This window comes from Nodosilinea sp. E11, from assembly GCF_032813545.1.
In the GTDB taxonomy this organism is placed as follows: Bacteria; Cyanobacteriota; Cyanobacteriia; order Phormidesmidales; family Phormidesmidaceae; genus Nodosilinea.
In genome coordinates this window covers 2,605,513-2,631,164 of the sequence record NZ_CP136520.1, presented here as the reverse complement: position 1 = coordinate 2,631,164, position 25,652 = coordinate 2,605,513, and the positions used below count along the sequence as shown (strand labels likewise).

The following is a 25,652-nucleotide window of genomic DNA, read 5'->3' as shown; positions in this document are numbered from 1 at the left end:
AAGCTCTTACCCCTGATGGGCTGATGCTATAAAGGTTAAGACCGCTCAGTTGAGCAGGTGGATATGGACGAAATCCAAGTCAGTCACGGCATTCAGATTCAATCGAGTGCCGTGGGCAGTGCGATCGTCTCCGGTGATGGCAATATCATCCATGTCATTTACCAAACGGCACCGCCATCCCCAGTCACTCCGAAAACCGCTCCCCAGTCCCTTGACCCCAATCCCTACCAGGGGTTAGCGACGTTTACGGAACAGGACGGCGATCGCTACTTTGGGCGAGAAGCTCAGATCCAACGGCTGTGGCAACGGTTCCAAGACCTAGCGGCCCAATCCACCCAGGTTAACGCTATCCCCCGGCTGTTGCCCATTCTGGGGCCATCCGGCTGTGGCAAGTCCTCTCTGGCCCGCGCGGGGCTGATTCCAGAACTGGCTCGCCGTCCCCTGCCCGGTAAAACCTCCCTGCGCGTGGTGGTGTTGGTGCCCGGTAGCCACCCCCTGGAAGCCCTGGCAGGGGTGCTAGCCAAGACTGCGACCCAAGACCCTCTACCCGTTACCAAAACCCGCGAGTTTACCGCCGAACTTGGTCTAGTCAACACAACCGGGGAGTATGACGGGCTGCGCCGCATCGCCAATCTGATTCCCAAAATTCACGATATGCCACTGGTGGTGCTGGTAGACCAATTCGAGGAAGTTTATTCTCTCTGCAAGGAAGATCAGGAACGCCAAGCTTTCATCGACAATCTGCTCACCGCCGCCCAAGACTCCAGCGGCCAGGTGTCGGTGGTGATCACCCTACGCAGCGACTTTTTGGGCGAAACCCAGCGCCATCCCGCCCTTAGCCAGGTTATTGGCTCTGACCAGAGCGTGATTGTGCCGCCGATGACAGCGGCGGAACTACGAGAGGCGATCGCCCGCCCCGCTGAACGGTCTGGCCATCCCCTGGATGCGGCCATCATTGACCTGCTGGTGCAGGACACCGAGGGCCGGGAGGGGGCGCTGCCGCTGTTGCAGTTTGCCCTCACCCGCATTTGGGAGGGGCTGGGCCAGGAGGTGGTCCCGGCGGAGATCTACCGCCAGATGGGGGGCGTGGGCGGTGCCCTGGCCGGGAAAGCTCAGGAGATCTACGACCACCTCAGTCCTGCAGAGCAGGAAACCGCCCGTCGTATTTTTCTGGGCCTGGTGCAACTGGGAGAAGGCACCCGCGACACCCGCCGTCGCGCCCCGGTGGCGAGCCTAATCGCCAGTCAGGATAGCCCAGAGGCCGTGAAGCAAGTGCTGGCCCGCTTTTCTTCGCCGGGCGTGCGGTTGTTGACCCTGGCCAGTCATGGCGATGGGGAAGTGGCGGAGGTGACCCACGAGGCCCTATTTGGCTACTGGCAGGCGTTGAACGAATGGCTGGATAGCAGCCGGGATGATATTCGCTTTCAGCGACGGCTGGATGAAGCCGCTACCTACTGGAATCAGCATGGACGGCCAAATGGTCTGCTGTGGAGACCACCTGCCCTGGACTTACTGAAAACGTTTGCCCAAAAAGCGCGATCGGATATGTCCGCTTCATCCGTTGCCTTCTTTGAAGCTGCTGACCAAGCCAATCAACGAGAGAAACGGTTGAAGCAATGGGCAATAAGGAGCCTGGTAGCGGGTTTAGTATTTACCACCACCTTAAGCGGGTTTGCGGGCTATAAGGTGTACGAATCCGAACGCAGGCGAATGCAGCTTTATGCAGCGACTTCAGAAAACCTGGCGGATATCGATGATATTTATAGTCTGGTTTACGGATTAGCCGCTATTGGGTTGGGGCGTTCGCCCTTTATCAAACTCCCTAATCTACAACGCCCTGGGCTTGTTAGCACCGCAGTGCTAGATAAACCTAACCGAGCAATGCAGGCTCATTATGTTGCAGGTCATAGAGAGGTTACTTCAGTAGCGATTAGTGCCGATGGGCAAACCCTGGTCAGCGGCAGTGAGGATGGAACAGTGCGGCTATGGGATCACGAGGGAAACCCCATTGGCGAACCCATTCAGGGCCATACGGCTGCGGTCACTTCAGTAGCCGCCAGTGTCGATGGGCAAACCATTGCCAGCAGCAGTGAGGATAGGACGGTGCGGCTATGGGATCACGAGGGAAACCCTATTGGCAGACCCATGTGGGGGCATGTGGATGTGGTCACTTCGGTGGCGATTAGTGCCGATGGGCAAACCCTGGTCAGCGGCAGTGAGGATGGAACAGTGCGGCTATGGGATCACGAGGGAAACCCCATTGGCGAACCCATTCGGGGCCATACGGATGCGGTCACTTCGGTGGCGATGAGTGCCGATGGGCAAACCCTGGTCAGCGGCAGTTGGGATGGGACGATTCTCTGGTGGGATCGCGGGGGAAACCCCATCGGAAGATCCTTACGAGGCCACACGGAAGGGGTCACTGCGGTGGCGCTGAGTGTCGATGGACAAACGATGATCAGCGGCGGTTGGAATGGGACAGTGCGGCTATGGGATCGCCAGGGAAACCTCATGGGAAAACCCTTACAAGGCCATACAGGTACCGTCACTTCGGTAGCGATCAGTGCTGATGGACAAACGATGATCAGTAGCAGTGAGGATGAGACGCTGCGGCTGTGGAATCACCAAGGAAACCCCATCGGAGAACCCTTGGAAAACATGTTCGGTTTCGAGTCGGTGGCGATGAGTGCCAATGGGCAAACCCTGGTCAGTGGCAGTTGGAATGGGATTGTGCAGTTGTGGAACCGACAAGGAAACCCCCTCGTAAAACCCCTTCAGGGCCATACGGCCAGTGTTGCTTCGGTGGCGATCAGTGCTGATGGGCAAACTCTGATCAGCAGCAGTTGGGACAGAACGGTACGGTTGTGGGACCGCCAGGGAAACTCCATCGGAGAACCCTTTCTGGGCCATACAGATGCGGTCTACTCGGTGGCGGTAAGTGCTGATGGGCAAACTCTGATCAGCGGAAGTAGAGATGGGACAGTCCGGCTGTGGGACCGCCAAGGAAACCCTATTGGAGAACCCTTTCAAGGCCATACAAATGGAGTTAACTCGGTAGCAATAAGTGTCGATGGGCAAACCATTGCGAGTGGCAGTTCAGATGAAACGCTGCGGCTATGGGACCGTCAGGGAAACCCTATTGGAAAACCCTTTCAGGGCCATACGGATTTGGTCTTTTCGGTAGCGATGAGTGCCGATGGGCAAACCCTGGTCAGTGGCAGTTGGGATGGGACGGTGCGGCTGTGGGACCGCCAGGGAAACCCCATCGGAAGACCCTTCCAGGGTCATACAGGTAGGGTCTTTTCGGTGGCGATGAGTGCCGACGGGCAAACCCTTGTCAGCGGCAGTGAGGATGGGACGGTGCGGCTATGGGATCGCCAGGGAAACCCTATCGGAAAACCCTTTCAGGGCCATGTGGCTGAAGTCCATTCAGTGGCGATCAGTACCGACGGGCAAACTCTAGTCAGCGGCAGTAGGGATGGGACAGTGCGGCTATGGGATCGCCAGGGAAATCCCATCGGAGAACCCTTTCAGGGCCATAGGTTTTTCAACACAATCTACTCGGTGGCGATAAGCTCCGATGGGCAAACCCTGGTCAGCGGCAGTTCTGATAAAACGGTTCGGATTTGGCCCACTTCTCTGTCAAATGGTTGGATTGCATATACCTGTAATCGTTTACGAGGTTATTTGCTAGTGGTTGGTCAAACCGATGACACCACTCGCCAAGCACACCGCACTTGTGAACACCATGCCTGGAAGTAGGTGCCGAAACAACGAGGTTATAGGACAAGGTTGGCAATAAAGTTCTTCTATAGCAGCGATGGTAAAGAAAGCGAAGCCTCCGACTGAGGTTCTCAGATAAACAGGCCGATTAGAGAGCCGAAACAGACCCATTGAGCAAATAATCTGCGGTTCCCGGTGGCCTCACTGTCATGTACCAGGCACAGCCGCTCATCCTGGTAGAGGGCCACCACAAATCCGCCAGCAGCTGATCATCGACCCCACTTTTCAACTGCCGATTTAGCTGATCCGTCGCCGCCTGCCTCAGCGGGTAGCGATAGAGCTGGTCAATGGCATTGACCAAATCCTGAGATTCAAACAGGGTGCCCTTCACCGCCTGGGCGTGGCGTTTCAGCCGCTCATAGGTGCGGAACCTGGCCCCCGATGGTCGCCCCAACTGCCCCCCCGAACTCTTTTCCTCTTCCAGAATGTGTTTCGCCCCCTGGGCCACCAGAGCGTGGTGCTGCGGGTCTCTAGCAATAGCCGGGGTATCTGGCTCACACTGGGCCTTCCGCAAAATCGCCAGCTGCGATTGGGTCACGCTGGTGCCCTGGCGGTCAATCAGCGCCAGGGCAATGTTGTCGAAGATTCTAGGCAACTGGGCTGTCTCAAGGGTTCTCAGGTATGGCTGCCCTAGCCATAATTTAACCGTCATTAGCTGGAATACAGTCAAATTCGTGATCTTTGTTAGCCCTTGCCTTCAGCACGGGGACATGCGCACCTGCAACACATCTTTCCTGTGAAGTAAACTACTCGCACGACTTCAGGAACCCAACCGTGCGTACTGTTCCCAGCCAAGAAACCCTAACCGTAGAGTTTAAGAGCGATCAGAAGCGTTTACCTGATCGCGACCTAATTGCCACGGTGGTCTGTTTAGCCAATACCGAGGGGGGTGTACTGTATCTAGGAGTCGAAGATGATGGATCCATCACCGGCTTACATACCAGCCATCAGCAGACCGAAACCTTAGCCGCATTCATTGCCAACCGTACCAATCCACCAGTCAGTATCCGCATTAGCGTCCTTGAAGAAGAAGGACATCTGGTAGCCGCGATTGAAGTACCTAAGTCTAATCGCCTGGTGGCAACCTCTGAGGGCCTCATTCAGCGTCGCCGCATCAACGCCCACGGAATACCTGAATGCGTACCGTTTTACCCCTATGAGTTTGCTAGCCGCCAAGCTGACCTGGGTCTACTAGACTACTCAGCTTTGCCCATCCCGGAAGCTAGCCTGGATGCCTTCGATCCCCTGGAGCAAGAACGTTTGCGGCAAATGGTCGAGCGCTATCGAGGTGATACATCACTGTTAGCCCTAACCGATGAGGAGCTGGAAGGCGCTCTGGGCATGACTCGTACTTATGAGGGTAGAAAGGTACCAACCGTTACTGGCTTACTGGTGCTGGGCCGAGAAAGTGCCCTGCGAGAGCATCTACCTACCCACGAAGTTGCTTTTCAGGTACGGGAAGCGAACCAACAAATTCGCGTCAACGACTTTTATCGTTTTCCCCTGCTGAAAACCTTTGAACGCCTCTCCACCCTGTTTGAGGCTCGTTTAGAAGAAGACGAAATTCAATGGGGGCTTTTTCGAGTCCCCATTCCTAACTACGATCCCCGTACTTTCCGGGAAGCTGCCGTCAATGCTTTAATTCACCGCGACTACACCAAACTGGGCACGGTTTTTATTCGCATGGAGGTAGATGGTCTCTCGATCAGCAACCCTGGCGGCTTTGTAGAAGGCGTCACCATCGACAATCTGTTAGTCGTGGAGCCAAAGCCTCGCAACCCGGCCCTCGCAGATGCTATCAAACGCATTGGCCTTGCCGAGCGAACGGGACGAGGGGTAGATCTGATCTTTCAGGGGCTGCTTCGCTATGGACGCCCCGCCCCCGATTACACCGGCAGCGACACCTCAACCGTTAAGGTTGTGCTGAGCTGCACCGAAGCCGATATTCCTTTCTACAAGATGATTGTGGAAGAGGAGTCACGAACTGCAAGACCGATTCCCTTAGATGCCCTGATCATTTTGTCGCGGTTGCGACAAGAAAGACGGATTGACACAGCTATGGCCGCTCATGCTATTCAAAAGAACGATTCTGTCGCTCGGTCTGTGCTTGAACGGTTAGTAGAAGCAGGCTTAGTGGAACCTCGAGGCGCGACAAGAGGACGAACCTACATGCTCAGTCCAAATATCTATCGCAGCTTAGGAGAAAGTGCTGAGTACGTCCGCCAAGTTGGGTTTGAACCCATTCAACAAGCAGAAATGGTCTTGCGGTTTACTCAGACCAATGGCCAGGTGACCCGCCGAGAAGTGTCTAACCTCTGCCATCTCAGCGACTCCCAAGCTAGCAATCTTCTACGCCATTTGCAGAAAGAGGGCAAACTGCAGCTACATGGTCAAGGTAGAGGTGCATATTACACAATCGCGTAAAAAAACGCGTAAGCTCAGCTTGAAAACGCGTAAAACACATTTTGTTCGTTAAATTCGATTGCTGCTCCCACAATGTTGGTGTAGTGGGCTTGAGCTAGTCACACTTGGCAGATTGAGCAGGCTACTTCCAACCGGCCAATGCGTTGAGTCAGCTAGCTAACCGAACCAGGAACACCACACCATCAGGCTATGCAAACTATCCACAGCCTGGTTGGTTTCAGCTCTGGATAGTTTGGGATACTCTTTTGCTCTCGGTACCCAATGCTACGCCCCCTATTGGGGGCTTCGCGGAAAGGCCACACAGTACGCCAAGATCTTGGCAAAATTTTGAAAACCCTTGCTGGATAAGCAATTGAGGGCTGTGGGTTAATTTTGGTTAGCGTGGCCACCTGTGGTAGCTAATGAGGCTTCCGTCTCAGTCAATTCGCCGAGTCGTGATTGGGCTTTATGTACAGGCAGCGAGGCGCTAAACCCTCTATCCGTAAGGGGTTTCGGGAATTAAGCAATAATTCGTAAACGACCAACCATTACCTGCAACGCCCAAAAGCTTTGATATAGCTTCATTCTGGCATCCCCTTACCCCAAGGCTGGGCGTGGTGTGTGAAACGCGAAGCCACGAAACGGAGTGAAGTGGCGTAGCCCCCAGGGCGGCTCCCCCTGCTGCTCGAAGCAAGACACCGATGGATGGGCCGGATATCGCAAGTCGTGATCAAGTCGTTGTTAAGTCGTGAATGAGCCCACCATCCTCAGCAGTCGCTTCTGTCAAGCTCCTTAGAGTCGTTATTAAGTCGTTATTAAGTCGTTATTAAGTCGTTATCAAGTCGTGAATAAACGTGACCTAATGATCCAAAACCATCAAAACAGTGATGGCTTTTATCGAAATTCAAATGGAGTCGTTATCAAGTCGTGAATGAGTCGTGAATAAAAACGACTTAATGGAGAGTTCTCAGATCCCAGGCCCAGGGCACCAGCGGTTGTCATGATGGTGCGATCATCGCCGAGGCTACTTCTCCAAGTTCTGCTGCCGGAGCCGGTGGAACTTCTCCGCCGCGCTGTCGGCATAGCTCTTGATAGACTCATAGCCCGCCTGGGGGCGAGTATCGTGGGCCAGCTCAGGGTTGCCCGAATACCACTCCGCCGCCACCCGCTTCACTGCCGTATTCATATCGTGGCCCGCCTGAATTTGTCGTTGTAGAGCACTCTCCAACTTGACTCCCACGATCTGCTGCTGAATCTCGGGATTCTGCAAAAACTCCTGGGGCGACACATCGCGGCCCAGCACATCGTAATCCCAGCCGCAGTTGCTCTTCGGCTTACCGTCCCAGGAGCAATTAAGGTTCTGCGGCATCACCTGCCCCAGGCCCAGCGCCCCCGTGTCAGGGTTGACGGCAGTAGGGTCACCACCCGACTCCTTGGCGACAATCGCCTGGTAGAGCGCAATCGTATCCCCCAGCCGCTCATTCGGCTTGCGGCCATTCAGCGCCCAGACCAGATAGCCCTTCTGCGGAGCCTGGGCCACACCGCCTTGTAGCTGCTCCCAATGCAGATGAGCGCCCGTGCTGCCACCCGTGTTACCCGTCTTGGCCACCACCACCCCGGCCCGGTGCTCACCCCCCTTGCAGTGGGACAGATGCGCTGCCCTAAACGTGATCTCAGGGAACGCCGAACTGGTCATATCCGCCACCGTCCCATAGCCCTTCGGATCGCTCCAGCAGCGCACCGACACCCGATCCCCCGCGTAGCCGATGGCATGAATCGACACACCCTCCGGCGTCGGCAAATCGATACCCGAGTGCATCCGCATTTCCTGGTGGATCGGGTGCATCCGCAGGCCAAAGCCCGAGTTGACGGTGTAGCCCGCGATCACGTCGCCTTTGCTGATGAGGGATTTGAAGTCATCGTCGTAAAACCCAACTGCTGCCTCCGCCACAGCGCTGACTTTCCTGAACCGTGCCCCCCAGGATTCATTGGTCTCCTGATCGACCATTACCCAGGTCGAGGTAGCGATCGCCCCCACGCAGCCCAGCTTGAGCACCAGCTCGCCCGCCTGCATTGCCGTGCCAATCACGTAGCGCCAGGTCGGCGGCAGCTCCGACCAGTGGGGCTTGATATGTTTAACGGTTGAGTTCACTGTGGGTCACCTCCCCCTCTGTCACCGTCACATCAAGGGCCAGGCCGTTGTCCAAAGCCCAGCGGTAGACCCCGTTACCCAGGGCACAGGCAGGCTGCCCCAGCCACTCCAAAGCGATCGCCTCCGATTCCCCCACCAGCGCCTTGCGCAGCTCGGCTTTCGTCGCATCGAGGGTAACCGGGTCAGGAGCCACCGCTACGCAGGCTTGCAGGCGGGTATCCTCGCCAGAAAGGCGATTCACCATCTGCCACGCCGCAGGCTGATGGGTGTTGACCCACGACCTCACCCCATAGACTGGGTTGTAGAACTGCCCCCGGCCCGGCTGCTTCAGGTCTAAAAACGCGGCCCCGACGAACAACGCCGCCAGGGCCAGCAGATACCGAGTTCTAAACCGCCAGAACAGCATTGCTACTCCCCGACCTTCACAGCGCGAGTGTAGGGACGGGTTTCAATGGGCTGTCCCACCCGCTCTTCCCCGGTCAACACCTTATGAGCGCTGCCCGCAATGCTCTGGGTGGGCACCACCAACATGGCCCCAAAGTTAGTCCCAGCTACCACCGGATTCCAGATGTCGCCCCCGGCTTTGACCGCCGAACCTTGCAGCACATTCAGCCCTGCTGAGAGCACAAACAACCCGCCCCACACGCTGATGAAGGCCCCACCCATCGTCTGTAACGGGTGGTTCCGCAAACAGCTGAGGCCGCTGCGAATCACCGGGAAAATGCTCCAGGGATCGGTCGTGGGCGTGATGACAAAGATCGGCTTGCGCTTGCCGCTGGTGGCATCGAACCAGCCGCCATCCTGCACGTTAGAGCGCATGGCATTGCGCGGCGCGAGCTGAACGCCGCTGCCCCGCCCTGGCGAGCTGAGCTGAGGTGTGATGTCGATGATTTGCCCGTCGATGATCTCAGGGCCGTTGTTGCCGTTGGCGAGTTGATTGTTCTTAGAGCTAGCCATTAGGAATTTTCCTCAATGATGGATTTGATGCGGTCGAACAAGTCGCAGCCCTCCTGGTACTTGTGCCCTTGGTAGCCCAGCACCTCCTTGATCACCTTCGAGCGCGACATCCCCTGGGCCAGGGCGTTGGTTACGGCGATGATCAGGGGCAGATCTAGCCCCTGGGAGGCCTTTTGAAACTCGGTTCGGTTTGTAACCGATTCGGCTGTATCCATTGCTGTGCAGTGGTTACCGCGAGTTATGCCGCCGGTTATCGAGGCCGAACTTAGTTCGGGCACTTCATAGGCCACCATCGGCAGCCATTCCTTGATTTCTGAGTGGTAGAAGACCGCCTGCTTGGGCGAGAACGATCGCTCAAAAATCACCTCATCCTCAATCGGCGGAATGCTGGTGTCAGACTTGCGCAGACTCTCCAGATGGCTCTGGCTGCTGGGCGTCTGAATCGTGAGCAGGTCAAACGTGGCTCTCATGCCACCGCTGACCCCGATATCGCTTACCAGCGACGACTGAGTAATGGCCCACAGAGCGCGGTCGTCCGTCTCTCCCGACGACAGCTCCATCGTGAGCTGCGACTTGAGGAACCCGTCGTACCAGGCCTTGAAAGCCGTCTTCATCATCGCCAGCTCATCGATGATCAGCACCTTGGGCCGCTGGGGCAGCTGCCGCCAGGCGAAGATGAACCGCTGCATCTGCTCGCAGATGTCGTCGATGTCCTCCTTACTCTCTAGAGAATCAGCCATGAAGCCGAGCACGTTGTCGGCCTGCTCCCAGTAGCCGTGCTCCTTGGGGTGGTACTTGGGCTGAATCACCCACACCACAGCGCCCTGTTTCACCTGGGCCTGGCGGTAGGCATGGGCCACCGTCAGCCCCTTGCCCACCCGAGGATTGGCTGAAATCAGGGTAGGCCGCATACGAGCCGCGAGAATAGCGGCAGGGTTGCCTACCCGAAAGGACTCAGTCGCTCCAGCGAAAGGCACCTGCCCATTCCAGCCCTGCGGCTCGGGTTGAATGGGGGGGCCTGCGATGGCGACTTTGGGCTGCTCCCCACTCAACGCCCAAGCCACCCCACAACCGACGGCCACAGCTCCAAAGGCAATCGCCGCAGGCAGATAGGGATAGGTTTTCTCGTAGCGAATCTGAGCCCCATTGGCAAAGGCCTCCAGGTCAGCCGGAGTAAGGTTGCTGGCAGGCCGTTGCAGCCCACAGAACAGCCCCAGAGCCGCCGCCCCAATAGAGCCATAGAGCAGATGGTTAGTCTCTAACTTCATGGGCCTGCACCTCTTCAGACAAAGAGTGTTGGCGGTCGTGGTACTGCACCAGGTTCTCAATCGCCACCACCGCCAGATTGGTCGGCGGGTCTTGGGGCAGCGCCGCCATTGACCGCGCCACCTCTACGGCCTCGACTCTAAAGAGCGCTGCATTCGCCTGTCGCCAATCGCGATCGCCCTTAGCCGTATCCAACATCACCTGGGCATCGCGCTGGTAACGGTTGAGGGGGCAAATGAGCTGCTGCTGGTAGCAGGGGTCAGTGGGCTTCAAAACCGCCTGTTCCGCCTGCTGGCGGTAGCGATAGGCCTCGTTATTCAAAACCGCACGGTTCACATCGGCCAGCACCAGGCGGCTGTCTTCGTAGTTGCCCGAGAGTCGGTCTTGGGCGGCGGCCAGCACGTTCTGGTAGTTGGGGGCGGGTTGTTCGCTCTGGTATGTGCCCTCGTCGCCTGTTCGGCCTGACTGGGCGAAGGCAAAGGCAATGCCGGAGAGGGCGGCCACCGCAATGCCACCAGCAGCCCAGTAACGGCGGTTTTGCCACCAGGGAACGGGGGTTAGGTAGATGTTTTGGATGGGTGATGCACCGCCAACGACCTCGCGACGGTATTCGAGGGGGACGGCAGGGGGAGTGAATTTGGCTTCCATGGCGTTATAACCAGAATTAGGGCGTCAACAGGATGAAAACGGCGGTTATCAGGGCTAAACCCACTAACCAGCAGCAGCGGTATCGGGCGTATCTGCGACGACGCCTAACTCTTTTCCCACCGTTTGTTGCAGTTGCGCGTGAGTGGCTAGAGCGGTGTTCATCTCGGTAACGGCCATTTCATGGCCCAGTTGGCGACCCGACTCAGCCGCCATCCCCAGCAGGGCATTCCTAAAGCTGGCCTGATTGCCCTTAAAGGCTCCCAGCGCCTGGGTGAGCTGCCGCTGTTGCAGGTGGCGACTGAGCTCGCTGTTGACGCCCCGAGTCGCCAGCTGCGGGGGCGTGTAAACCGATAAACCACTGCCCAACACTTCGACATGCTGCGCAGGGGGCGTGGGTGGTTCGGCAGGGATAAACAGCACAGCGGCGATTTTGTCTTGCTCAGCTGGGCTGAGTAGCGTGGGTAATCCTTTGCCCTGGGGTGTGCCTGAGATACCCAGGGCGGTCATCTTGCGGCCTATTTCGGTGTGAGACACCCCACAGACCTCGGCAAACTTACGAATCGATAGCGGTTCACGTTCCACGTCGTTACACCTCTTGTTACAGGTTGGAACTTCGGTACATCAATGCTTTGAGCGGTTTAGTGGAACTGATTTGTTCCAGTTCGTTCCACTCGCCTGCTACAGTGATAGCATATGAACGATATAAATTAATATCGAATAGATATCTACAGGGATCTAAAAGATATCATTTGTTCAGGACGAGCTAACCCTGCGTAACATGGAGGTGCGTAATGCTATGAACGTAAACATTGTGTCTAAACGAGTTCTGGTCACTTTGCCTGATACAGTCGTTGCTGATCTTGAGGCGTGGGCACAGTACCAGGGCCGTCCTACAGCTAATCTGGCTGCATTCCTTATAGAGACTGGAATCAGGCAGGCAAAAGCAAGCAACGAATTTAAGACCCTAGAACCCGACCAACCTCAGTCGGGTAAGGGGGGTAAATCATGACTCAGAGCAGTGATCGCAGCACGACCAGCCACTTTGCCGTGAATGAAGATTGTTGTCGCAAGATGGCAGCCAAGTATGGCTGGACACTGCTAGAGGCACGGCGACGAATCGCAGCTCGTGACCCGCTGGTGGTGGAGTGTATCTTTGATGGTGATGCCCAATTCCCGAAGAGCGCGCTGGACTTCTCAGGAGGTAGTGACCAATGAGCCGCCTAGTTATTTTCAAAGCCGACGATTCCAGTGCTCCGGGGTGGGAAGCTCGCACCCTGGAACCCAGCGGGTCACTCACTGACTTGTTAGGGCAGCACTTCGACTACTCCAACGGCTCAGCTCCAGAGGTGGGTTATCGCTTGCCCGAGTTTAAGCACGATGATGTAGCGGCCACCTTCGATCATCGTGGCGGGGTAACCCATCAACGGCTCTCGGCCTGGCGCGTAAGCAGAGTTGATGAGTATGTAGGCAACACCGGCCAAGAAGCGATGGATGACGTGGTCATTGCTTACTGTGCTTATGAGCCACTGCCAGAGAATGAAAATCCTTGGGTAGAGACGGCTCCGGCTATCGTCTCTCCCGATTCCTTTGGGGGTGATGTGGCAGCTTATGAGGCATGGAAGTCTCGTCAAGTCGTGACGGTTTAGCCCTGTTAAAGGCCTGTTGGCCTTTGCTCTGGACTCGCTGATTGCCCAAAACGATACTGGCTCAAGCTGTTGATACCCACCGGTTGAATTGCGTCGCACCTTATGGCATGAGGTGCGGTATTCAGTCACAGAGTTTAAACTTCCGGCCTTCAGTAGCTCAACTTGTTAGAGTTGATCGAAAGTAGACCATTTCTTGCAATCAAGAAGTTGATTTTTGTCGAGATAATTTGCAGCGACTCAAGTAATTTGCCAGTCAAGATTCATTAGTTGCTGGCATCATGTTTATGATTTGATGGCGATTTTGGGATCGCGGGAAACGCCCGAAGAGGACGAAAGGCAAGGGCTTTAGAATTCGTGTTGGGTGACTTTGGACATGGTTAGACATTTTTGGACATAGTTTTTGAAACTGGGATTCTATAGCTTTCAAGGACAACTCAATCTTTATCTGAATGTGTATGATGTCTTACATCGCTTGGTGAAAAGCAAATGCAAATTCTCTCCAATGTCGTCAACCTTCGTTTGAGCAACAGCGAACTTGCCGACCTAGATCGGGTTGTGCCCCATTACGGAGATCGCTCCAAAGCAGTACGAGCAGCTCTGAAGCTGCTGTTAGATCAGCAGCCCTCAGCAGGGCTGGATATGCAGACGAACAAGGAAGGGTAGCGATGGGGCAAGCATCTCGCTCAAACCAGGCTATGACCAACTTTAAGGCCGTCGTTGGCCATCCGCTGAAGTGTTTGTTTACGTCCTGAAAAAAGGAGGTTCCCAGTCGTTCTACAACTGCTCAACCCAATCTCTCCGCATATCCTGCAAGGCTTTGCGGCCTTTGGCGAAGAGATGAGGTCTGTAACCAGGAGTGTCCAGCACCGGGAAGCAATGGCAGCGCTCCTTCCCCAAAGAGAAAACCCGACTCACGTCCAGCGCCGGGAAGCAATGGGAACGTGAACCGGGTCTCCTCCAAGGGGTTCGCCCTAAACTAGAGGTATTCCCCATGAACCAAAAATATTACCGGCAGGGGGCTGGTAATGGCAATTCTAGAGGCCTTAGGCCAACCAGAATGCCTACGCCAAGTTTAGCACCGCTGAGAGAGACTATAACTCTATCAGGAGCAGAAAAACGGATCCAGCATAGACGCCAATTATCCTTACTCCCTTCTCTTCAGAAGAGACCCGACAGTAGGCTTTGTACAGCTCGCCCCCTCTGCGAGGTGCAGCTATGCTAAACACTCTCCACCAACAGCACTTTGGGGACGACGGCTGGACACCAGCAGAAATTGATCAGGCTGTTAAAGACTACGGTGTGCGGTCGGTTTCCCAGCGCGAGGCGATCGCCCTGCTGGGCTACTCCAACAATGTCACCAGCGGCATTTGGTTCCCTTTTGGCAACGGCTTTGGGCAACTGCGGTTAGACAGCCCTGGCCCTGGCATGCCCAAATACCTTAGCCCCCGCAAAGGCATAGCCAAGCCCTGCATCTGGATTCCAAAGGGCTGCCAATTATCAGACTTAGCCGCCGTTACCGAGGGGTGGAAGGATGCTTTCTTGGCCACTATTCGAGGTGGTAAGCCGGTAGGGGCGATCGCAGGGGTCACCCACGTTCCCAGCATTCTCCCTCAGGGGCTCGGACTCACCTTGGTGTTCGACTCTGACGGCCTGCGCAATGCCAATGTGGCTCAAGCGCTCATCAAAGGTGGCCTGCACCTCAAAGGCAAAATTTCGCTCATCCCAGAAGATGCGGGCGATAAAGCTGGGTTTACTGAGTTCTTTAACTCGGGCTACGACCAGAGCGGATTTAACAACCTGCTGGCTAATGCTCAGGCCCCACGACAGTTCTTGATCGATTGGCTTGACTACCTCAGCCGGGCACCGCTGCCAAAGCACTGCGAAACCTTGACCCAGCTCTACAAAAAGCTGTGGCGACTCACCTGGCACCTAGACCGTAACTGTCCCGAGTTGAGAAGCCGGGTAGAAGCGTTTTGCCTGGCCCACTCAAAAGAGAACGACGCCAAACTCAAGAAACCTGATGTTCAATTCCTTCGAAGGCTGGCCCTCCAGCCCTTTCGAGACGCGGAAAGACAGCAGTGGCTTGCAGCCCGCAAAGCCGAGGCCAGAGACGCCTTAGCCGGTTCATGGTCAATCACCAACTGCTTTGATGAGGCTTTGACCTTTGGCCGCAAAGGAATTTCGTTGCCCCCAGCGGGCAAACTAGCCGCTCTGATGGAGTCTCACTGGAACGACCAGCTCAAGTATCGGCTGGATTTTTCCAGCTTCTATACCTACAAACAAGGGCGGTGGGAGCGGGTCAGTGATCGCGAAGTCAAGGAGCTGGTACAGCGGGAACTGGATGCCGCTGGTGCTGCCGGTGAGTATGGCCAGGCTGCGGTAGACAGCACCGTCAACCTCTTCAGTCAGCGGGTATCGGTGCGCTCATGGCCAACGTCTTACGGCCTAATTCCTTTCCAAAATGGCGTTTTGCGCATTGCCGACAATACCCTGCTAGACCACAGCCCTACCTACGGCTTCACTTGGCAGCTGCCCTACGACTACGTCCCCGGCGCGACCTGCGATCCAGTTCTCGACTGGCTCAAAGCCACATGTAACGGGGATGAGCTAGTGGTGCAGCTGCTCCGGGCTTGTATCAAAGCCATGGTGCTGGGGCGAACGGATTTTCAGCGCTACCTGGAGTTGATTGGCCCTGGGGGAACGGGCAAGGGCACCCTGATTCGCCTGATCCAGGCGCTGCTGGGGCGCTCCAACACCGTCAGCACCTCCCTATCGCGCATCGCCAGCAGCCGGTTTGAAACAGCTCGGTTTATGGGCAAACGGTTGATTTTCATCCCTGATGCCGACTACAACCCCACCGCCGTCGATGTGCTCAAGCAGATGACCGGCGAAGACTACATCCCCTGGGAACGGAAGGGTGAAAATGCCGACTACACCGACGGCTTTACCCTCGAAGGCTGGGTCATGGTGGCCACCAACAAGGAGACCATCGCCAGCGATCGCACCAATGCTCTATTTAGGCGGCGGATCCCGGTTTATTTCACGCAGGTGGTGCCAGAGGATGAGCGGCGCTCACTACTCGACTTTGCCCCCGATGGCGGCCTGCGAGGGGAGCTGGCCCCATTTCTACCGGGGGTATTCAACTGGGTGATGGCCATGCCCGACGAACTGATGGAGGCCTACATCAAAAATCCACAGGCTAAGGTTGAGGCCATGGCCCAGTTTCAGGCCGATAGCCTGCTCAATACCGACAGCCTGGCCCAGTGGGTGAACGAATGGATTGTCTATGAGCCGGGTGCCTGGACTAAAACCGGGGACAAAAACAACTCTTCCCGAATCTGCCTCTACCCCAACTACATCAAATACTGCGACGCCGTTGGGGTGAAACCCATCAGCATGCAGAATTTCTCGATTGCCCTGGAGAACCTGCTCCAGAAAACCCTCGGGCTAGACGTGAAACGAAGACGGGCAGACTCACGCTCTGGGAGTGGCCTCACCAACATCCGCTTGGTTCAAACAACCCTTGTCCAGCCTGACCCCGACGACTCAACCGCATTGCCCACTGAAGTCATTGACGAACCCATTCCCTATACCGTCGAGACAGCGCTGAAGGGTAGGGCAGGCACGGTTACCGCTGCGGATATTGGCAGTAGTCAACCACCGCCGCCACCTCTGCCACCGATCATGCACCCCGCTCCTGCAGTGCTCAGTACCTTGACTGCTAATGCCGACACGCTGGAGGACTGGTAGATGGGTACCGAAACTCTTCCCCAAACCGGCGACTACGTCTGCATCGACACTGAGTTTGGCCCTAAGGTGCGGGTTGTAGAGCGCCGGGTGAAGCATCCTCAGACGGGCGATCGCTGTCTGCTCTGTGCCGGGGTGCTATACCCACTCACGCAATGCCGCTCCCTGGGCTGGGTACCCACCGGAGGCCAGACAGTAATTCTCAACATGCCCTGGCATACAGCCCATCGGCAACAGGGCACCATCACCCGGATCTACAGCCTTGAAGGCATGCCCCTGGCCGACGTGATCATGCCAGGCATGCAGCGGTGCATTGATGCCCAACTCACCTGGCTCATACCTGTGGAGGCTGACCATGCAAATTAGCCTACTCACCACTGATGAAGCTTGCGATCTGCTGCGCTGTAAGCCAGACTCCCTCAAGACGCTGCGCGATAGCTGGATTCACGGTGTTCACTATGTTAAGCGCGGTCGCGGCCCCACGGCCCCCGTGCTCTACATCAGAGAGATGATCCTTGACTGGTTGGTGAACCAAGAGGCCCCCGAGACCCACCAGGCTGCGATCGAGAACTTCAGGCGCAGTCTTCCCAGTGGCCAAAAACGGCCCCTTAGCCGCAAGCGATGATCACCACCGAGGCCTCGTAGCCTCTTTTTTGCCCCTGTGTAGGGTTTGGGGTGGCCCTATGTAGGGGTTGCGTAGGCCTAGATAAATCCTCAAACCCTTGCAGTACATGAATTATGTAGGGCGTGTAGGGGATTTACCCATACTGCCCAGCACTGAAAAAAAAGAAAATCAAAACAGCTCCGGCGTGGTGGGGTGGGTTTTGATCAGCCCAGCGTAGTTTTCATACAGCGTTTTCAGGTTGTGGCCAGTGATGGCTGCCACCTCAACGGGGCTCATCCCTGCTTCAAGGGCATGACTGATAAAGGTGTGGCGGGTATTGTAAGGAATCCGGTAAGTCACCGCCTGGGCCTCCAGCACCTTTCTCCATGCCCGCTTGCTGAAGTTGCCCTCGGTCATTGGTCCACCCTCTGGACCAGGGAACACCAGCGAGTCTGGGTCAACCTCGGCGGGCATACGTGATCGCAGCAATTTAGACAGAGAAGCCGATAGTTTGACCTCTCTAGCCTTGCCGGTTTTGGTGTCCTTAAACTGGCCGTGGGTGTGGGTTTCCCCGAACCACACCACGGTGCAATTCTCATTTAGGTGTCGCCACCGTAGACCGTTGGCTTCACCTGTGCGGCATCCGGTCGACAACTTGAAGCGCACATAATCGGTGTAGTGGCAGTAGTAATAATTCTCTGCAAAGCCCTTGAGAATGCCCTGCACTTCATCCTTGGTAAAAGCCTTACGCTTTTGCTGGGGCGGATTTCTGAGTCGCATATCTGCCCAGGGGTTATCTGTTAGCAGCCCCTTCTCAATACCCCAGAGCCATGCTGAATCCAAAAGATCCAGTCGCTCTTTAGCTGTTCTGGGTGCCAAGTTCTCCATGAGGTAGGCAATAAATTCCGGGGCATCATCTTCTTCAACAGCGCGATCGCCAAAATACTCTTTTAACCAGTTCACCAGACCCCAGTACTTTTCAAGGGTACGAATTTGTACCTGTTTAACCTTCCACTCGCTATACCGCTTGAAGAGGTCAACCGCCCCGATCGCCTGGAGCTGCTGGCTGCGATCGCTCTTGTACTTGGACAACGTTGGGTCATAGTTGCCCGAAATGATGTCCAGATGGATCTGATTAGCCCGCTGCTGCGCTACCGCTAGGTTCACCGGGTCGTGGCGTAGGCCCAGGCTCATCGTCTTGCGCTGCCCCTGGTACCGCCATCTCAGGCGAATCCAGCCGTCTATGTTCTCAATTGAAACTTCACCTTTAGGTGTTCTAGCCATTTTGGGTACCCATTCTGTACCCATTGAAGCGCTAAAACCCTGATTGTTCCGTTTAAATCCGTTAAGCGCATACCCAGGCTTAGGTGCAATCACACCCAATGAGCAATCGCTAAATGCCTTGAAACGTAGGCTTTTCAGGGGATGGACGTAACTGGACTCGAACCAGTGACCCCCACGATGTCAACGTGGTGCTCTAACCAACTGAGCTATACGTCCGGGCAGACATAGAAATTAGCACATTGGGAGGTGCGATCGCAACCCTTTTGCGGCTAACGCGCCAAACCCGGTTGATGCAACCCCCGAGCAACCTGGGGCGTAGCCTGCCTTTGCGCCTCAGCCAGCCGCAGGTTAGAGAAGGTTGTGCCCTGGTAGTAGTGGGTCAAAATCTGTTGGTAGTTGTGGCCTCGGGTCGCCAACCCGCGTGCGCCCCACTGGCTCATGCCCAGCCCGTGGCCAAAGCCCCGCCCGTTCACGCGAATCGTATCGCCTGCGATGTTGAAGGAAATGAGCGTGCTGCGCAGCCCTAGGGCCTGGCGTAGCTCAACCCCAGTGAGGGTGCGGCTGCCCTGGGTGCCCTGGAGACGCGCGGAGACAACTCGGCCTCGGGGGGTAGCCCGCTCGGTAGAGACACTTTGCAGGTGGCCAATGCCGGTGATGCGCTGGGCGAGCTGCTGGGCCGAGAACGTCTCAGACCACTGAAACACAGGGGCCTCTTGGTCAAAGTCGGCCACGCCGCGCAAGTAGGGGGTGGGGCGTTGCCAAACATCCTCAGAATTCTCGGTGTGGCCCCCAGAAGACGAGTGAAACACCGCCTCGATCACGCGGCCCCCGTGGGTGAGCACCTGGCCCTGGGTGGCGTTGACGGCGGCGTGCACCGAGGGAGCTTCGGCGGCTAGCCCCTTATAGACTTGGTGGGCGGTGGTGCCGCCGACATCGAACAGCTGGTTTTGAGTGCGATCGCGCCGGTAGAGCGCGTAGGACCGCGCCGCCACCGCCTGGGCCTTGAGCGCCTCCTGGGGCCAGCTAGCGGGCATTTCGCTGCCGACGACGCCGTAGAGGTAAGCTTCGATGTCCACCCAGTTGACGGCGGTGAGGCCGCCCTCGGTGGGCACCACCAGCACCCGACCCCGGTACCAATTGTCTTTGATAAAGATATAGCCACCGTTGGTCGGTTCTACCCAAAAGGCTTGACCGCGCCAGTCGGCTAGGCGCACACCACCACCGTCGGGGGTGACCGTCACCGCTCGCCCCTGGGGAATTTGGCCGACCCCCTGGCCCGACATAGTCTTAACCACCGCTGGGGTCGAGCTGCCGACGGTGACCTGGCTCAGGCGATCGCCAATGGCGACCCGCATTTCGACCGCCAGGGCTGGCACCGCCACCAGCCACCAAATGACTGACAGACTAAGACCGTGTTTGAACAACACCAGAAGGCGGCTGACCAGCATCTCAAAGCCGGAAGGTTGGCGAAGTAAAGTCATCGGTTCACGAAAATATATAGAGAACTAAATCGGTCACCGGCAAGCGCTTTTTACGGTATCACCAATGGCCTAGCCCGGCACAACCGGATCCGATACCTACCTATGACTACTACCTATGACTGCCGCAAAAATTCAAAGTTGCCGCCCCAGGGCCAGCGCTAAAAGTGGCCCTAGAGCAGCCCCGCTGACTCGTAGAGCCGTCGCATAAACGCTGCAATTTTGCGGCCATACTCTTGGTCGGCGCTCCAGCGACCGCTGAGTTGCTCAACCAGGGGGGCGACGCCGCGCACTACAAAGCCAAACCGGGGGTCAACCTGGCGCTGCACTAGGGGGTCAACGCTGCCGTAGGCCTTGAGGTGCTGAATCTGCGCCCGCACCCCCACCCGCGCACTGGGGAACGAGGCTCCTTCCATGCCGCCGGTGGGCGAACCAATGCCGCCAAAGTTGTTTTGGGCGGGGTTGAGGCTGCCGCCAAAGTTGAGGGAGTTGGTCTCAACCAGCATTTGGCAAAAGGCAATGTCGTGGTTGACCCCCTCGATCGCCGCTTCTTCGCGATAGAGCTTGGGCAGGTCGCGGTAGGTGTTGACCGCTGCTTCATTGACGTTCTTTAGAAATAAGGTGATCTGCACCTCTGAGGTGCTGCCAATGCCCATGATCCGATCCATAGCACCGGGGCAAAACTGCATGCCCGTGCGCGATCGCAGCCTTAGCGTGCGGCTGGCCGCATCCCACCCCACTGACACGTTGTAGTTTTGCAGGTCAACAGCCTTGATATAGACCACGTTGGCGTAGCGCACTCGGTTGATGTTGGGGGCGGTGGCAGCATCAACCCCCAGCAAATCTGCCAGGTCGATGGGCACAAAGGCATTGCTATTGACGATGATGCCGGTTTCAGGATAAATGCCACCGTTAAGGTTAATGCGAATCTCGGGCAGGGTACCCCCCGGCACCGTGGGCGTGCCGCTGCCCACCGCCCGGCTCCAGGAGGCTAGGCCGTCGGCAATGCCTAGGGCCACGTCGCGCCGCTGCCGCTGGATGATGGCTAGGTCTTGGGGGTTGCTCAAAAAGCCCACCTCCATCAGCAGGGAGGGGCAGCCCAGGTTGCGGCAAAAGGCCAACATGCCCGTGGGCGACTCGGTGTCGGGCTTGACACCCCGGCTGGGCAGCTGAGTCACTCGGCGCAGCAGAGCCAGCACCACCAGCTCGGCGTGGGTACGGCGCACGTCGTTTTTAGCGATATAAAACACTGTCGACCCGCGCACTGATGGATCGCTAAAGGCCCCAGCATGAATCTCTAACGCCACGTCTTCGGGACGGCAGCGGGCGTTGATCCAGGCCAGGGTTTGGGCGGCACTGAGGTCGTCGGGCACAGACAGCACCGAGAGATTGCGCGACCTGAGCTCTGCTACCACTAAGTCGCGAATCTGAATCATTTCCGCCGCCTCGGTGGTGCTGGGCAACGTCGCACCAGGGTCTACCACCCCATTTTCAAAGCCGCCGTGGCCTGCCGAGATGAAAATTTGCGCCATGCTAACCCAGCTCTATCGTTAGATTCCTCGCCAGAATGATAGCGGGGAATGGGGGCGGTGGAGGGTAGGGAGGCTAAGAAAGACTGTGTGGCTGAGTTAGGGCGGCAGGCTGGTTCAGGATAACGGCGATCGCCTGCCGGTTAAAGTAAATCCCAGGCGTGCCGCAAACCTGATTAACCGACCGTTATGCACTCCCACTCATTGTTATCGGGTCCCCGGTCATTGCCAGCGGTCTACAATAGCCACAACACGATATCTCCGGCCAATGGTACAAACCCCTGCCAAAACGTTGACCTTAGCCGAGTTTCTGCAACAACCAGAGACCAAGCCAGCGCGTGAATACATTGATGGCCAAATCATTCAAAAACCGATGCCCCAGGGGCAGCACAGCCGCATTCAACAAAAGCTGATCAATACTATTAACGCCGTCACTGAAGGCGATCGCGTCGCTCTAGCCCTTCCCGAACTGCGCTGTACGTTTGGCGGTAGATCCATCATTCCCGATGTGTCTGTGTTCCGCTGGCAGCGGTTGCCGACAAATGAAGATGGCACTATTGCCAATACGTTTAGCGCTGCCCCTGACTGGACAATTGAAATTCTGAGCCCGGAGCAGTCGTCAACGCGAGTAGTGAGCAATATTTTGCACTGTCTCAACCACGGCGGGCTGGGGGGCTGGTTGATCGATCCCAATGAAAATTTAGTGCAGGTTTATCTGCCTGACCAGCTACCCACCTCTCTGGAAGAGGTAGGCAATGAGTTGACAATGACGGGCCTGGTTCCTGCGCTAGCGCTCACAGTGGGGCAGGTGTTTGGCTGGCTACGAGTGGGGTAGAGGCTCTTAGAAGCTATCAATCGTCATCATCCTACCGTTACATCTTCCCAAACGCCGCTAGCGCCTCCCCCGTCACTCGGCAGGTCTGCCACTCGGGCTTAATCTCGGCTCCCATGCGCTGGTAAAACGCGATCGCAGGGGCATTCCAATCCAGCACGCTCCACTCAAAGCGACCGCAGCCGCGCTCTAACGCTAGCTGACCCACATGCACCAGCAGGGCCTTGCCGATGCCCTGCCCCCGGTAGTCGGGCTGCACAAAAATGTCTTCCAGGTAGATCCCCGGCTTCATCAAAAAGGTCGAGAAATTGTGGAAAAACAGGGCTAGGCCGACGGGGGTGCCATCGACCCAGGCGAGCACGGCTTCGGCGTAGGGGCGATCGCCAAACAGCGCCCGTTCCAGATCCTCTGGTTTTCCGGTGACCTCGTGGGCCAGCTTTTCGTAGTCAGCCAGGGCCTTGATCAGCGCCACTAGGGCGGGTACATCGGCGGGGGTGGCGGGGTGGATTTCGAGGGCGGGGTGGGTGGGCATGGTGTTGGTAGGTGGGTTGGCTGAGTGTAGTATACCTGTACCCTGCCATTTCCATTGACCAGCTCAAGGCGATCGCACCTCTCCGACAACAGGGAGAACCCGCTAATACCGAGAAAGCTTGATTTTTCAGCGGTGCAGAAAAGACCCGACGTCAGATGTTAAGTAAACTGGCTCAAAACCGATATCTGGTTCTGCCGAAGAAAACAGGTGTAAGAACCTAATTTTTTCAGTTATGGCGCTAAATGGAAGATTTTTAGACAGAATAAAGCCTGTTGAGATATGCCGAAAGGTAGACCGAGAAAAGCGAAGATTTCTGCCATAATTCCGAAGCTAACCTTATTTTTCAAAAAGGATTCTACGGGTTATGTCAGAGCCTAACGGCGTGATGATGCAGTATTTTCATTGGTATATTGAGTCCGACGGCAACCTGTGGAACGAGTTTTCTAAAAACGTAAAAGACCTGGCAGAGGTTGGCATTACCGCCGTTTGGTTACCGCCTGCCTACAAGGGCACTGCCGGTGGCCTCGATGTAGGCTACAGCGTTTATGACCTGTACGATCTGGGCGAGTTTGATCAAAAAGACAGTGTTCGCACCAAGTACGGCACCAAAGAAGAGTACATTCAGGCGGTAGAAGCGGCTAAAGCAGCCGGTGTTCGTGTCTATGCCGACGTGGTGTTTAACCACATGATGGGCGGCGATGCCCTTGAAGAAGTCCAAGCTACCCCGATGAGCCACGACAACCGCCATGAGCAAATTGGCGAAAACCGGACGGTCAAGGTTTGGACTCACTTTAAGTTTCCGGGTCGCCAGGGCAAATATTCTGATATGGAGTGGCACTGGTGGCATTTTGATGCCGTCGATTACGATGCAAACGACCCCGACTACGATGCGGTTTACCTATTTGAAGGCAAACAGTTTGACGAAAATGTAGACCTCGAAAAAGGGGCTTTTGACTACTTGATGGGCTGCGACCTCGACATAGAATCGGATGAGGTGCGTGACGCTCTCAAAAAGTGGGGGGCCTGGTATGTCGATACCGTCAACGTCGATGGCTTTCGCTTTGACGCTGTAAAGCACGTGCGGGCGGGCTTTTTTCCGCAGTGGTTGCAGCATTGTCGGCGTCATGCCGGGCGCAGGCTGTTTGCCGTGGGCGAGTATTGGTCTTACGAAATTGAGGCGCTGCACCACTTTATTGACGTGACCGACGGCGATGTGCACCTGTTCGATGCGCCTCTTCACTACAACTTTAGTGAAGCCAGCAAGGCCGGGGGTGACTACGACCTCACCACCATCTTCGACAACACCCTGGTGCAGCAGCAGCCTGCCCTGGCCGTTACCCTGGTCGATAACCACGACTCGCAACCGCTACAATCGCTCGAATCTGTGGTCGAGCCGTGGTTTAAGCCCCTGGCCTACGCACTGATTTTGCTGCGGCAGGATGGCTACCCCTGCATTTTCTATGCTGACTACTACGGTGCCCACTACAAAGACACCGGCAACGACGGCGGCGAATACGAAATCTGGCTCGATAGCCATAAGTGGCTGATTGACAAGTTTTTGTACGCCCGCAGCACCTACGCCTTTGGTGACCAGTACGACTACTTTGACCACCCCAGCACCATCGGCTGGACTCGTCTCGGTACCGAAGCCAACCCTGGCGGCATGGCCGTGGTGCTCACCAACGGTGACGACGGCCACAAGTGGATGGAGGTAGGCCAGCCCAACTGCACCTACTACGACATCACCGAGCACATTCAGGAGCCAGTCACCACCAATGACGAAGGCTGGGCCGAGTTTAGCTGCCAGGCGGGTTCGGTGTCGGTGTGGGTACCGAAGGTGTAGATGGTGCTTTAGGGTGCAAGTTGCATCCTAAAGCACCATCTTGGCTTTGAGAATTGGGCCTTCTTCCCGTTCTTCGAGCTGGGCGATGCCCAAAAAATCTCCACTCGCCTCGTTTAGAACGCGGTAGGGATTGTCGGGCCATATCACCATGGGGGGCGGAAACTTCTGCCCCTGCTGCCAGCGACGGGCCAAGTCGGCAGAGAGGGCGATCGCCGGCAAATACTCCAGCGCGATCGCCGGATCCACCAGTTCTAGTGCCTGTTTTTCGACTAACTCCGTCACTGCTTCTGGCGTTAGGCTGTGCTCTAGGCTAAAGCCACCGCTGCGGGTGCGGGTGAGGTGGGCCAGGGTGGCTCCGGTGCCGAGGCGATCGCCCAAATCCCGCGCGATCGAGCGAATATAGGTGCCGGGGCCACAGTCTATATCCAGCGTTAGCTCCGGCTGCTCTCCCGGCTGCCAGTTCTGCACCGTGAGGGTGCGAATAACTACAGTTCGGGTGGGTGGGGTAACAGCTCGGCCCTTGCGGGCCAGATCGTAGAGTCGCTGCCCCTGAACCTGAATAGCGCTAAAGGCCGGGGGCACCTGGGCGATTGTTCCTTTAAACTCGGGGAGGCAGGCCGCAATGTCTGTCACGGTCAGGTGATTGGCGGCCTGCTGGGTCAAAATTTCACCTTCCAAATCGTCGGTGGTGGTGGTGAGGCCAAAGCGAACAATGGCCCGATAGGCCTTTCCCTCGGGCAGGTAGGGCAGCAGCCTTGTTGCCCGCCCCACGGCGATCGGCAGGACACCTGCGGCTAAAGGATCTAACGTGCCGCCGTGGCCCACCTTGCGAATGCCCAACAGCCGCCGCACCGCCCCCACGCAGTCGTGGGAACTCATGCCCTGGGGTTTGTAGAAGTTGAGAAATCCCTGCACAGTAGTTGGTGTGTGGTTTGAGTTTTAGAGTTG

General features: G+C 56.6%; 21 protein-coding genes, 1 tRNA gene and 1 pseudogene. 10 read left to right on the top strand and 13 right to left on the bottom strand.

Going from position 1 to position 25,652, the window contains the following annotated elements; genetic code table 11:
• Positions 1-63: 63 nt before the first annotated feature.
• The gene (locus tag RRF56_RS13980; protein ID WP_317038254.1) at positions 64-3,762 is read left to right on the top strand and encodes a hypothetical protein; all 3,699 of its coding nucleotides are present in this window, start codon (positions 64-66) and stop codon (positions 3,760-3,762) included.
• A 111-nt stretch (positions 3,763-3,873) separates the two neighbouring features.
• Here RRF56_RS13980 and RRF56_RS13975 read toward each other — a convergent pair.
• Positions 3,874-4,360 (bottom strand): annotated as a pseudogene (locus tag RRF56_RS13975) (NgoFVII family restriction endonuclease); the annotation flags it as partial.
• A gap of 197 nt (positions 4,361-4,557) precedes the next feature.
• Here RRF56_RS13975 and RRF56_RS13970 point away from each other — a divergent pair.
• The gene (locus tag RRF56_RS13970; RefSeq protein WP_317038252.1) at positions 4,558-6,207 is read left to right on the top strand and encodes an RNA-binding domain-containing protein; all 1,650 of its coding nucleotides are present in this window, start codon (positions 4,558-4,560) and stop codon (positions 6,205-6,207) included.
• Positions 6,208-7,210: 1,003 nt separating this feature from the next.
• Here RRF56_RS13970 and RRF56_RS13965 read toward each other — a convergent pair.
• From RRF56_RS13965 to RRF56_RS13940, 6 genes are all read right to left on the bottom strand, one after another.
• On the bottom strand, positions 7,211-8,338 hold the full coding sequence (locus RRF56_RS13965) for a peptidoglycan DD-metalloendopeptidase family protein (RefSeq protein ID WP_317038251.1): 1,128 nt from the start codon (positions 8,336-8,338) through the stop codon (positions 7,211-7,213).
• A complete protein-coding gene (locus RRF56_RS13960; RefSeq protein ID WP_317038250.1) occupies positions 8,322-8,744 on the bottom strand; it encodes a hypothetical protein in 423 nt (140 codons plus the stop codon). Before RRF56_RS13960 ends, RRF56_RS13965 begins: the two co-directional genes overlap by 17 nt.
• 2 nt (positions 8,745-8,746) lie before the next feature.
• On the bottom strand, positions 8,747-9,295 hold the full coding sequence (locus RRF56_RS13955; protein WP_317038249.1) for a hypothetical protein: 549 nt from the start codon (positions 9,293-9,295) through the stop codon (positions 8,747-8,749).
• On the bottom strand, positions 9,295-10,563 hold the full coding sequence (locus tag RRF56_RS13950; RefSeq protein WP_317038248.1) for a hypothetical protein: 1,269 nt from the start codon (positions 10,561-10,563) through the stop codon (positions 9,295-9,297). The genes RRF56_RS13955 and RRF56_RS13950 overlap by 1 nt, the downstream gene beginning before the upstream one ends.
• The gene (locus tag RRF56_RS13945; protein ID WP_317038247.1) at positions 10,547-11,209 is read right to left on the bottom strand and encodes a hypothetical protein; all 663 of its coding nucleotides are present in this window, start codon (positions 11,207-11,209) and stop codon (positions 10,547-10,549) included. The genes RRF56_RS13950 and RRF56_RS13945 overlap by 17 nt, the downstream gene beginning before the upstream one ends.
• Positions 11,210-11,272: 63 nt before the next feature.
• A complete protein-coding gene (locus RRF56_RS13940; RefSeq protein WP_317038246.1) occupies positions 11,273-11,791 on the bottom strand; it encodes a hypothetical protein in 519 nt (172 codons plus the stop codon).
• Positions 11,792-11,987: 196 nt separating this feature from the next.
• On the opposite strand from RRF56_RS13940, the gene RRF56_RS26430 reads away from it, so the two are divergent.
• The 6 genes from RRF56_RS26430 to RRF56_RS13915 all read left to right on the top strand — a co-directional run bounded on the left by RRF56_RS26430 (position 11,988) and on the right by RRF56_RS13915 (position 17,227).
• The gene (locus RRF56_RS26430; protein WP_410510566.1) at positions 11,988-12,218 is read left to right on the top strand and encodes a ribbon-helix-helix domain-containing protein; all 231 of its coding nucleotides are present in this window, start codon (positions 11,988-11,990) and stop codon (positions 12,216-12,218) included.
• A gap of 202 nt (positions 12,219-12,420) precedes the next feature.
• Positions 12,421-12,855 carry a hypothetical protein gene (locus tag RRF56_RS13935; RefSeq protein ID WP_317038245.1) on the top strand — a complete coding sequence of 145 codons (435 nt, stop codon included), beginning with the start codon at positions 12,421-12,423 and terminating at the stop codon, positions 12,853-12,855.
• A gap of 486 nt (positions 12,856-13,341) precedes the next feature.
• Positions 13,342-13,518 carry a ribbon-helix-helix domain-containing protein gene (locus RRF56_RS13930; RefSeq protein WP_317038244.1) on the top strand — a complete coding sequence of 59 codons (177 nt, stop codon included), beginning with the start codon at positions 13,342-13,344 and terminating at the stop codon, positions 13,516-13,518.
• A gap of 552 nt (positions 13,519-14,070) precedes the next feature.
• Positions 14,071-16,605 carry a phage/plasmid primase, P4 family gene (locus RRF56_RS13925; RefSeq protein ID WP_317038243.1) on the top strand — a complete coding sequence of 845 codons (2,535 nt, stop codon included), beginning with the start codon at positions 14,071-14,073 and terminating at the stop codon, positions 16,603-16,605.
• A complete protein-coding gene (locus tag RRF56_RS13920; protein WP_317038242.1) occupies positions 16,606-16,968 on the top strand; it encodes a hypothetical protein in 363 nt (120 codons plus the stop codon).
• Positions 16,958-17,227 (top strand): hypothetical protein, encoded by a 270-nt coding sequence (locus RRF56_RS13915; protein ID WP_317038241.1) that lies wholly within the window; start codon positions 16,958-16,960, stop codon positions 17,225-17,227. The genes RRF56_RS13920 and RRF56_RS13915 overlap by 11 nt, the downstream gene beginning before the upstream one ends.
• 168 nt (positions 17,228-17,395) lie before the next feature.
• Here RRF56_RS13915 and RRF56_RS13910 read toward each other — a convergent pair whose 3' ends face one another.
• From RRF56_RS13910 to RRF56_RS13895, 4 genes are all read right to left on the bottom strand, one after another.
• Complete coding sequence (locus tag RRF56_RS13910) at positions 17,396-18,490, bottom strand: tyrosine-type recombinase/integrase (RefSeq protein WP_317038240.1); 1,095 nt, start codon at positions 18,488-18,490, stop codon at positions 17,396-17,398.
• Positions 18,491-18,632: 142 nt separating this feature from the next.
• Positions 18,633-18,706 (bottom strand) — tRNA-Val (locus RRF56_RS13905).
• A 53-nt stretch (positions 18,707-18,759) separates the two neighbouring features.
• A complete protein-coding gene (locus RRF56_RS13900; RefSeq protein ID WP_317038239.1) occupies positions 18,760-19,971 on the bottom strand; it encodes a SpoIID/LytB domain-containing protein in 1,212 nt (403 codons plus the stop codon).
• 170 nt (positions 19,972-20,141) lie between these two features.
• A complete protein-coding gene (locus tag RRF56_RS13895) occupies positions 20,142-21,500 on the bottom strand; it encodes an N-acetylmuramoyl-L-alanine amidase (RefSeq protein WP_317038238.1) in 1,359 nt (452 codons plus the stop codon).
• Positions 21,501-21,765: 265 nt separating this feature from the next.
• Here RRF56_RS13895 and RRF56_RS13890 point away from each other — a divergent pair, with 265 nt between their 5' ends.
• Complete coding sequence (locus RRF56_RS13890) at positions 21,766-22,332, top strand: Uma2 family endonuclease (protein WP_317038237.1); 567 nt, start codon at positions 21,766-21,768, stop codon at positions 22,330-22,332.
• 37 nt (positions 22,333-22,369) lie between these two features.
• On the opposite strand, the gene RRF56_RS13885 is transcribed toward RRF56_RS13890, so the two are convergent.
• On the bottom strand, positions 22,370-22,861 hold the full coding sequence (locus RRF56_RS13885) for a GNAT family N-acetyltransferase (RefSeq protein WP_317038236.1): 492 nt from the start codon (positions 22,859-22,861) through the stop codon (positions 22,370-22,372).
• A gap of 364 nt (positions 22,862-23,225) precedes the next feature.
• Between RRF56_RS13885 and RRF56_RS13880 the strand changes: the two genes are divergently transcribed.
• Entirely contained in the window at positions 23,226-24,704 is a 1,479-nt protein-coding gene (locus RRF56_RS13880; protein ID WP_317038235.1) for an alpha-amylase, read from the top strand.
• A gap of 27 nt (positions 24,705-24,731) precedes the next feature.
• Here the strand turns inward: RRF56_RS13880 and truB are convergent, their stop codons facing one another.
• Positions 24,732-25,619: a tRNA pseudouridine(55) synthase TruB gene (truB, locus tag RRF56_RS13875; protein WP_317038234.1), complete on the bottom strand. Its 888-nt coding sequence runs from the start codon at positions 25,617-25,619 to the stop codon at positions 24,732-24,734.
• Positions 25,620-25,652: the final 33 nt, after the last annotated feature.

Excerpts from the sequence above, each read along its gene's own strand:
- RRF56_RS13980 (WP_317038254.1), top strand. The coding sequence starts at position 64 with ATGGACGAAATCCAAGTCAGTCACGGCATTCAGATTCAATCGAGTGCC.
- RRF56_RS13950 (WP_317038248.1), bottom strand. The coding sequence starts at position 10,563 with ATGAAGTTAGAGACTAACCATCTGCTCTATGGCTCTATTGGGGCGGCG.
- RRF56_RS13890 (WP_317038237.1), top strand. The coding sequence starts at position 21,766 with ATGGTACAAACCCCTGCCAAAACGTTGACCTTAGCCGAGTTTCTGCAA.
- RRF56_RS13925 (WP_317038243.1), top strand. The coding sequence starts at position 14,071 with ATGCTAAACACTCTCCACCAACAGCACTTTGGGGACGACGGCTGGACA.
- RRF56_RS13900 (WP_317038239.1), bottom strand. The coding sequence starts at position 19,971 with ATGACTTTACTTCGCCAACCTTCCGGCTTTGAGATGCTGGTCAGCCGC.
- RRF56_RS13920 (WP_317038242.1), top strand. The coding sequence starts at position 16,606 with ATGGGTACCGAAACTCTTCCCCAAACCGGCGACTACGTCTGCATCGAC.
- RRF56_RS13935 (WP_317038245.1), top strand. The coding sequence starts at position 12,421 with ATGAGCCGCCTAGTTATTTTCAAAGCCGACGATTCCAGTGCTCCGGGG.
- RRF56_RS13930 (WP_317038244.1), top strand. The coding sequence starts at position 13,342 with ATGCAAATTCTCTCCAATGTCGTCAACCTTCGTTTGAGCAACAGCGAA.
- RRF56_RS13955 (WP_317038249.1), bottom strand. The coding sequence starts at position 9,295 with ATGGCTAGCTCTAAGAACAATCAACTCGCCAACGGCAACAACGGCCCT.
- RRF56_RS13945 (WP_317038247.1), bottom strand. The coding sequence starts at position 11,209 with ATGGAAGCCAAATTCACTCCCCCTGCCGTCCCCCTCGAATACCGTCGC.
- RRF56_RS26430 (WP_410510566.1), top strand. The coding sequence starts at position 11,988 with ATGGAGGTGCGTAATGCTATGAACGTAAACATTGTGTCTAAACGAGTT.
- RRF56_RS13895 (WP_317038238.1), bottom strand. The coding sequence starts at position 21,500 with ATGGCGCAAATTTTCATCTCGGCAGGCCACGGCGGCTTTGAAAATGGG.
- RRF56_RS13885 (WP_317038236.1), bottom strand. The coding sequence starts at position 22,861 with ATGCCCACCCACCCCGCCCTCGAAATCCACCCCGCCACCCCCGCCGAT.
- RRF56_RS13880 (WP_317038235.1), top strand. The coding sequence starts at position 23,226 with ATGTCAGAGCCTAACGGCGTGATGATGCAGTATTTTCATTGGTATATT.
- RRF56_RS13960 (WP_317038250.1), bottom strand. The coding sequence starts at position 8,744 with ATGCTGTTCTGGCGGTTTAGAACTCGGTATCTGCTGGCCCTGGCGGCG.
- RRF56_RS13910 (WP_317038240.1), bottom strand. The coding sequence starts at position 18,490 with ATGGCTAGAACACCTAAAGGTGAAGTTTCAATTGAGAACATAGACGGC.
- RRF56_RS13915 (WP_317038241.1), top strand. The coding sequence starts at position 16,958 with ATGCAAATTAGCCTACTCACCACTGATGAAGCTTGCGATCTGCTGCGC.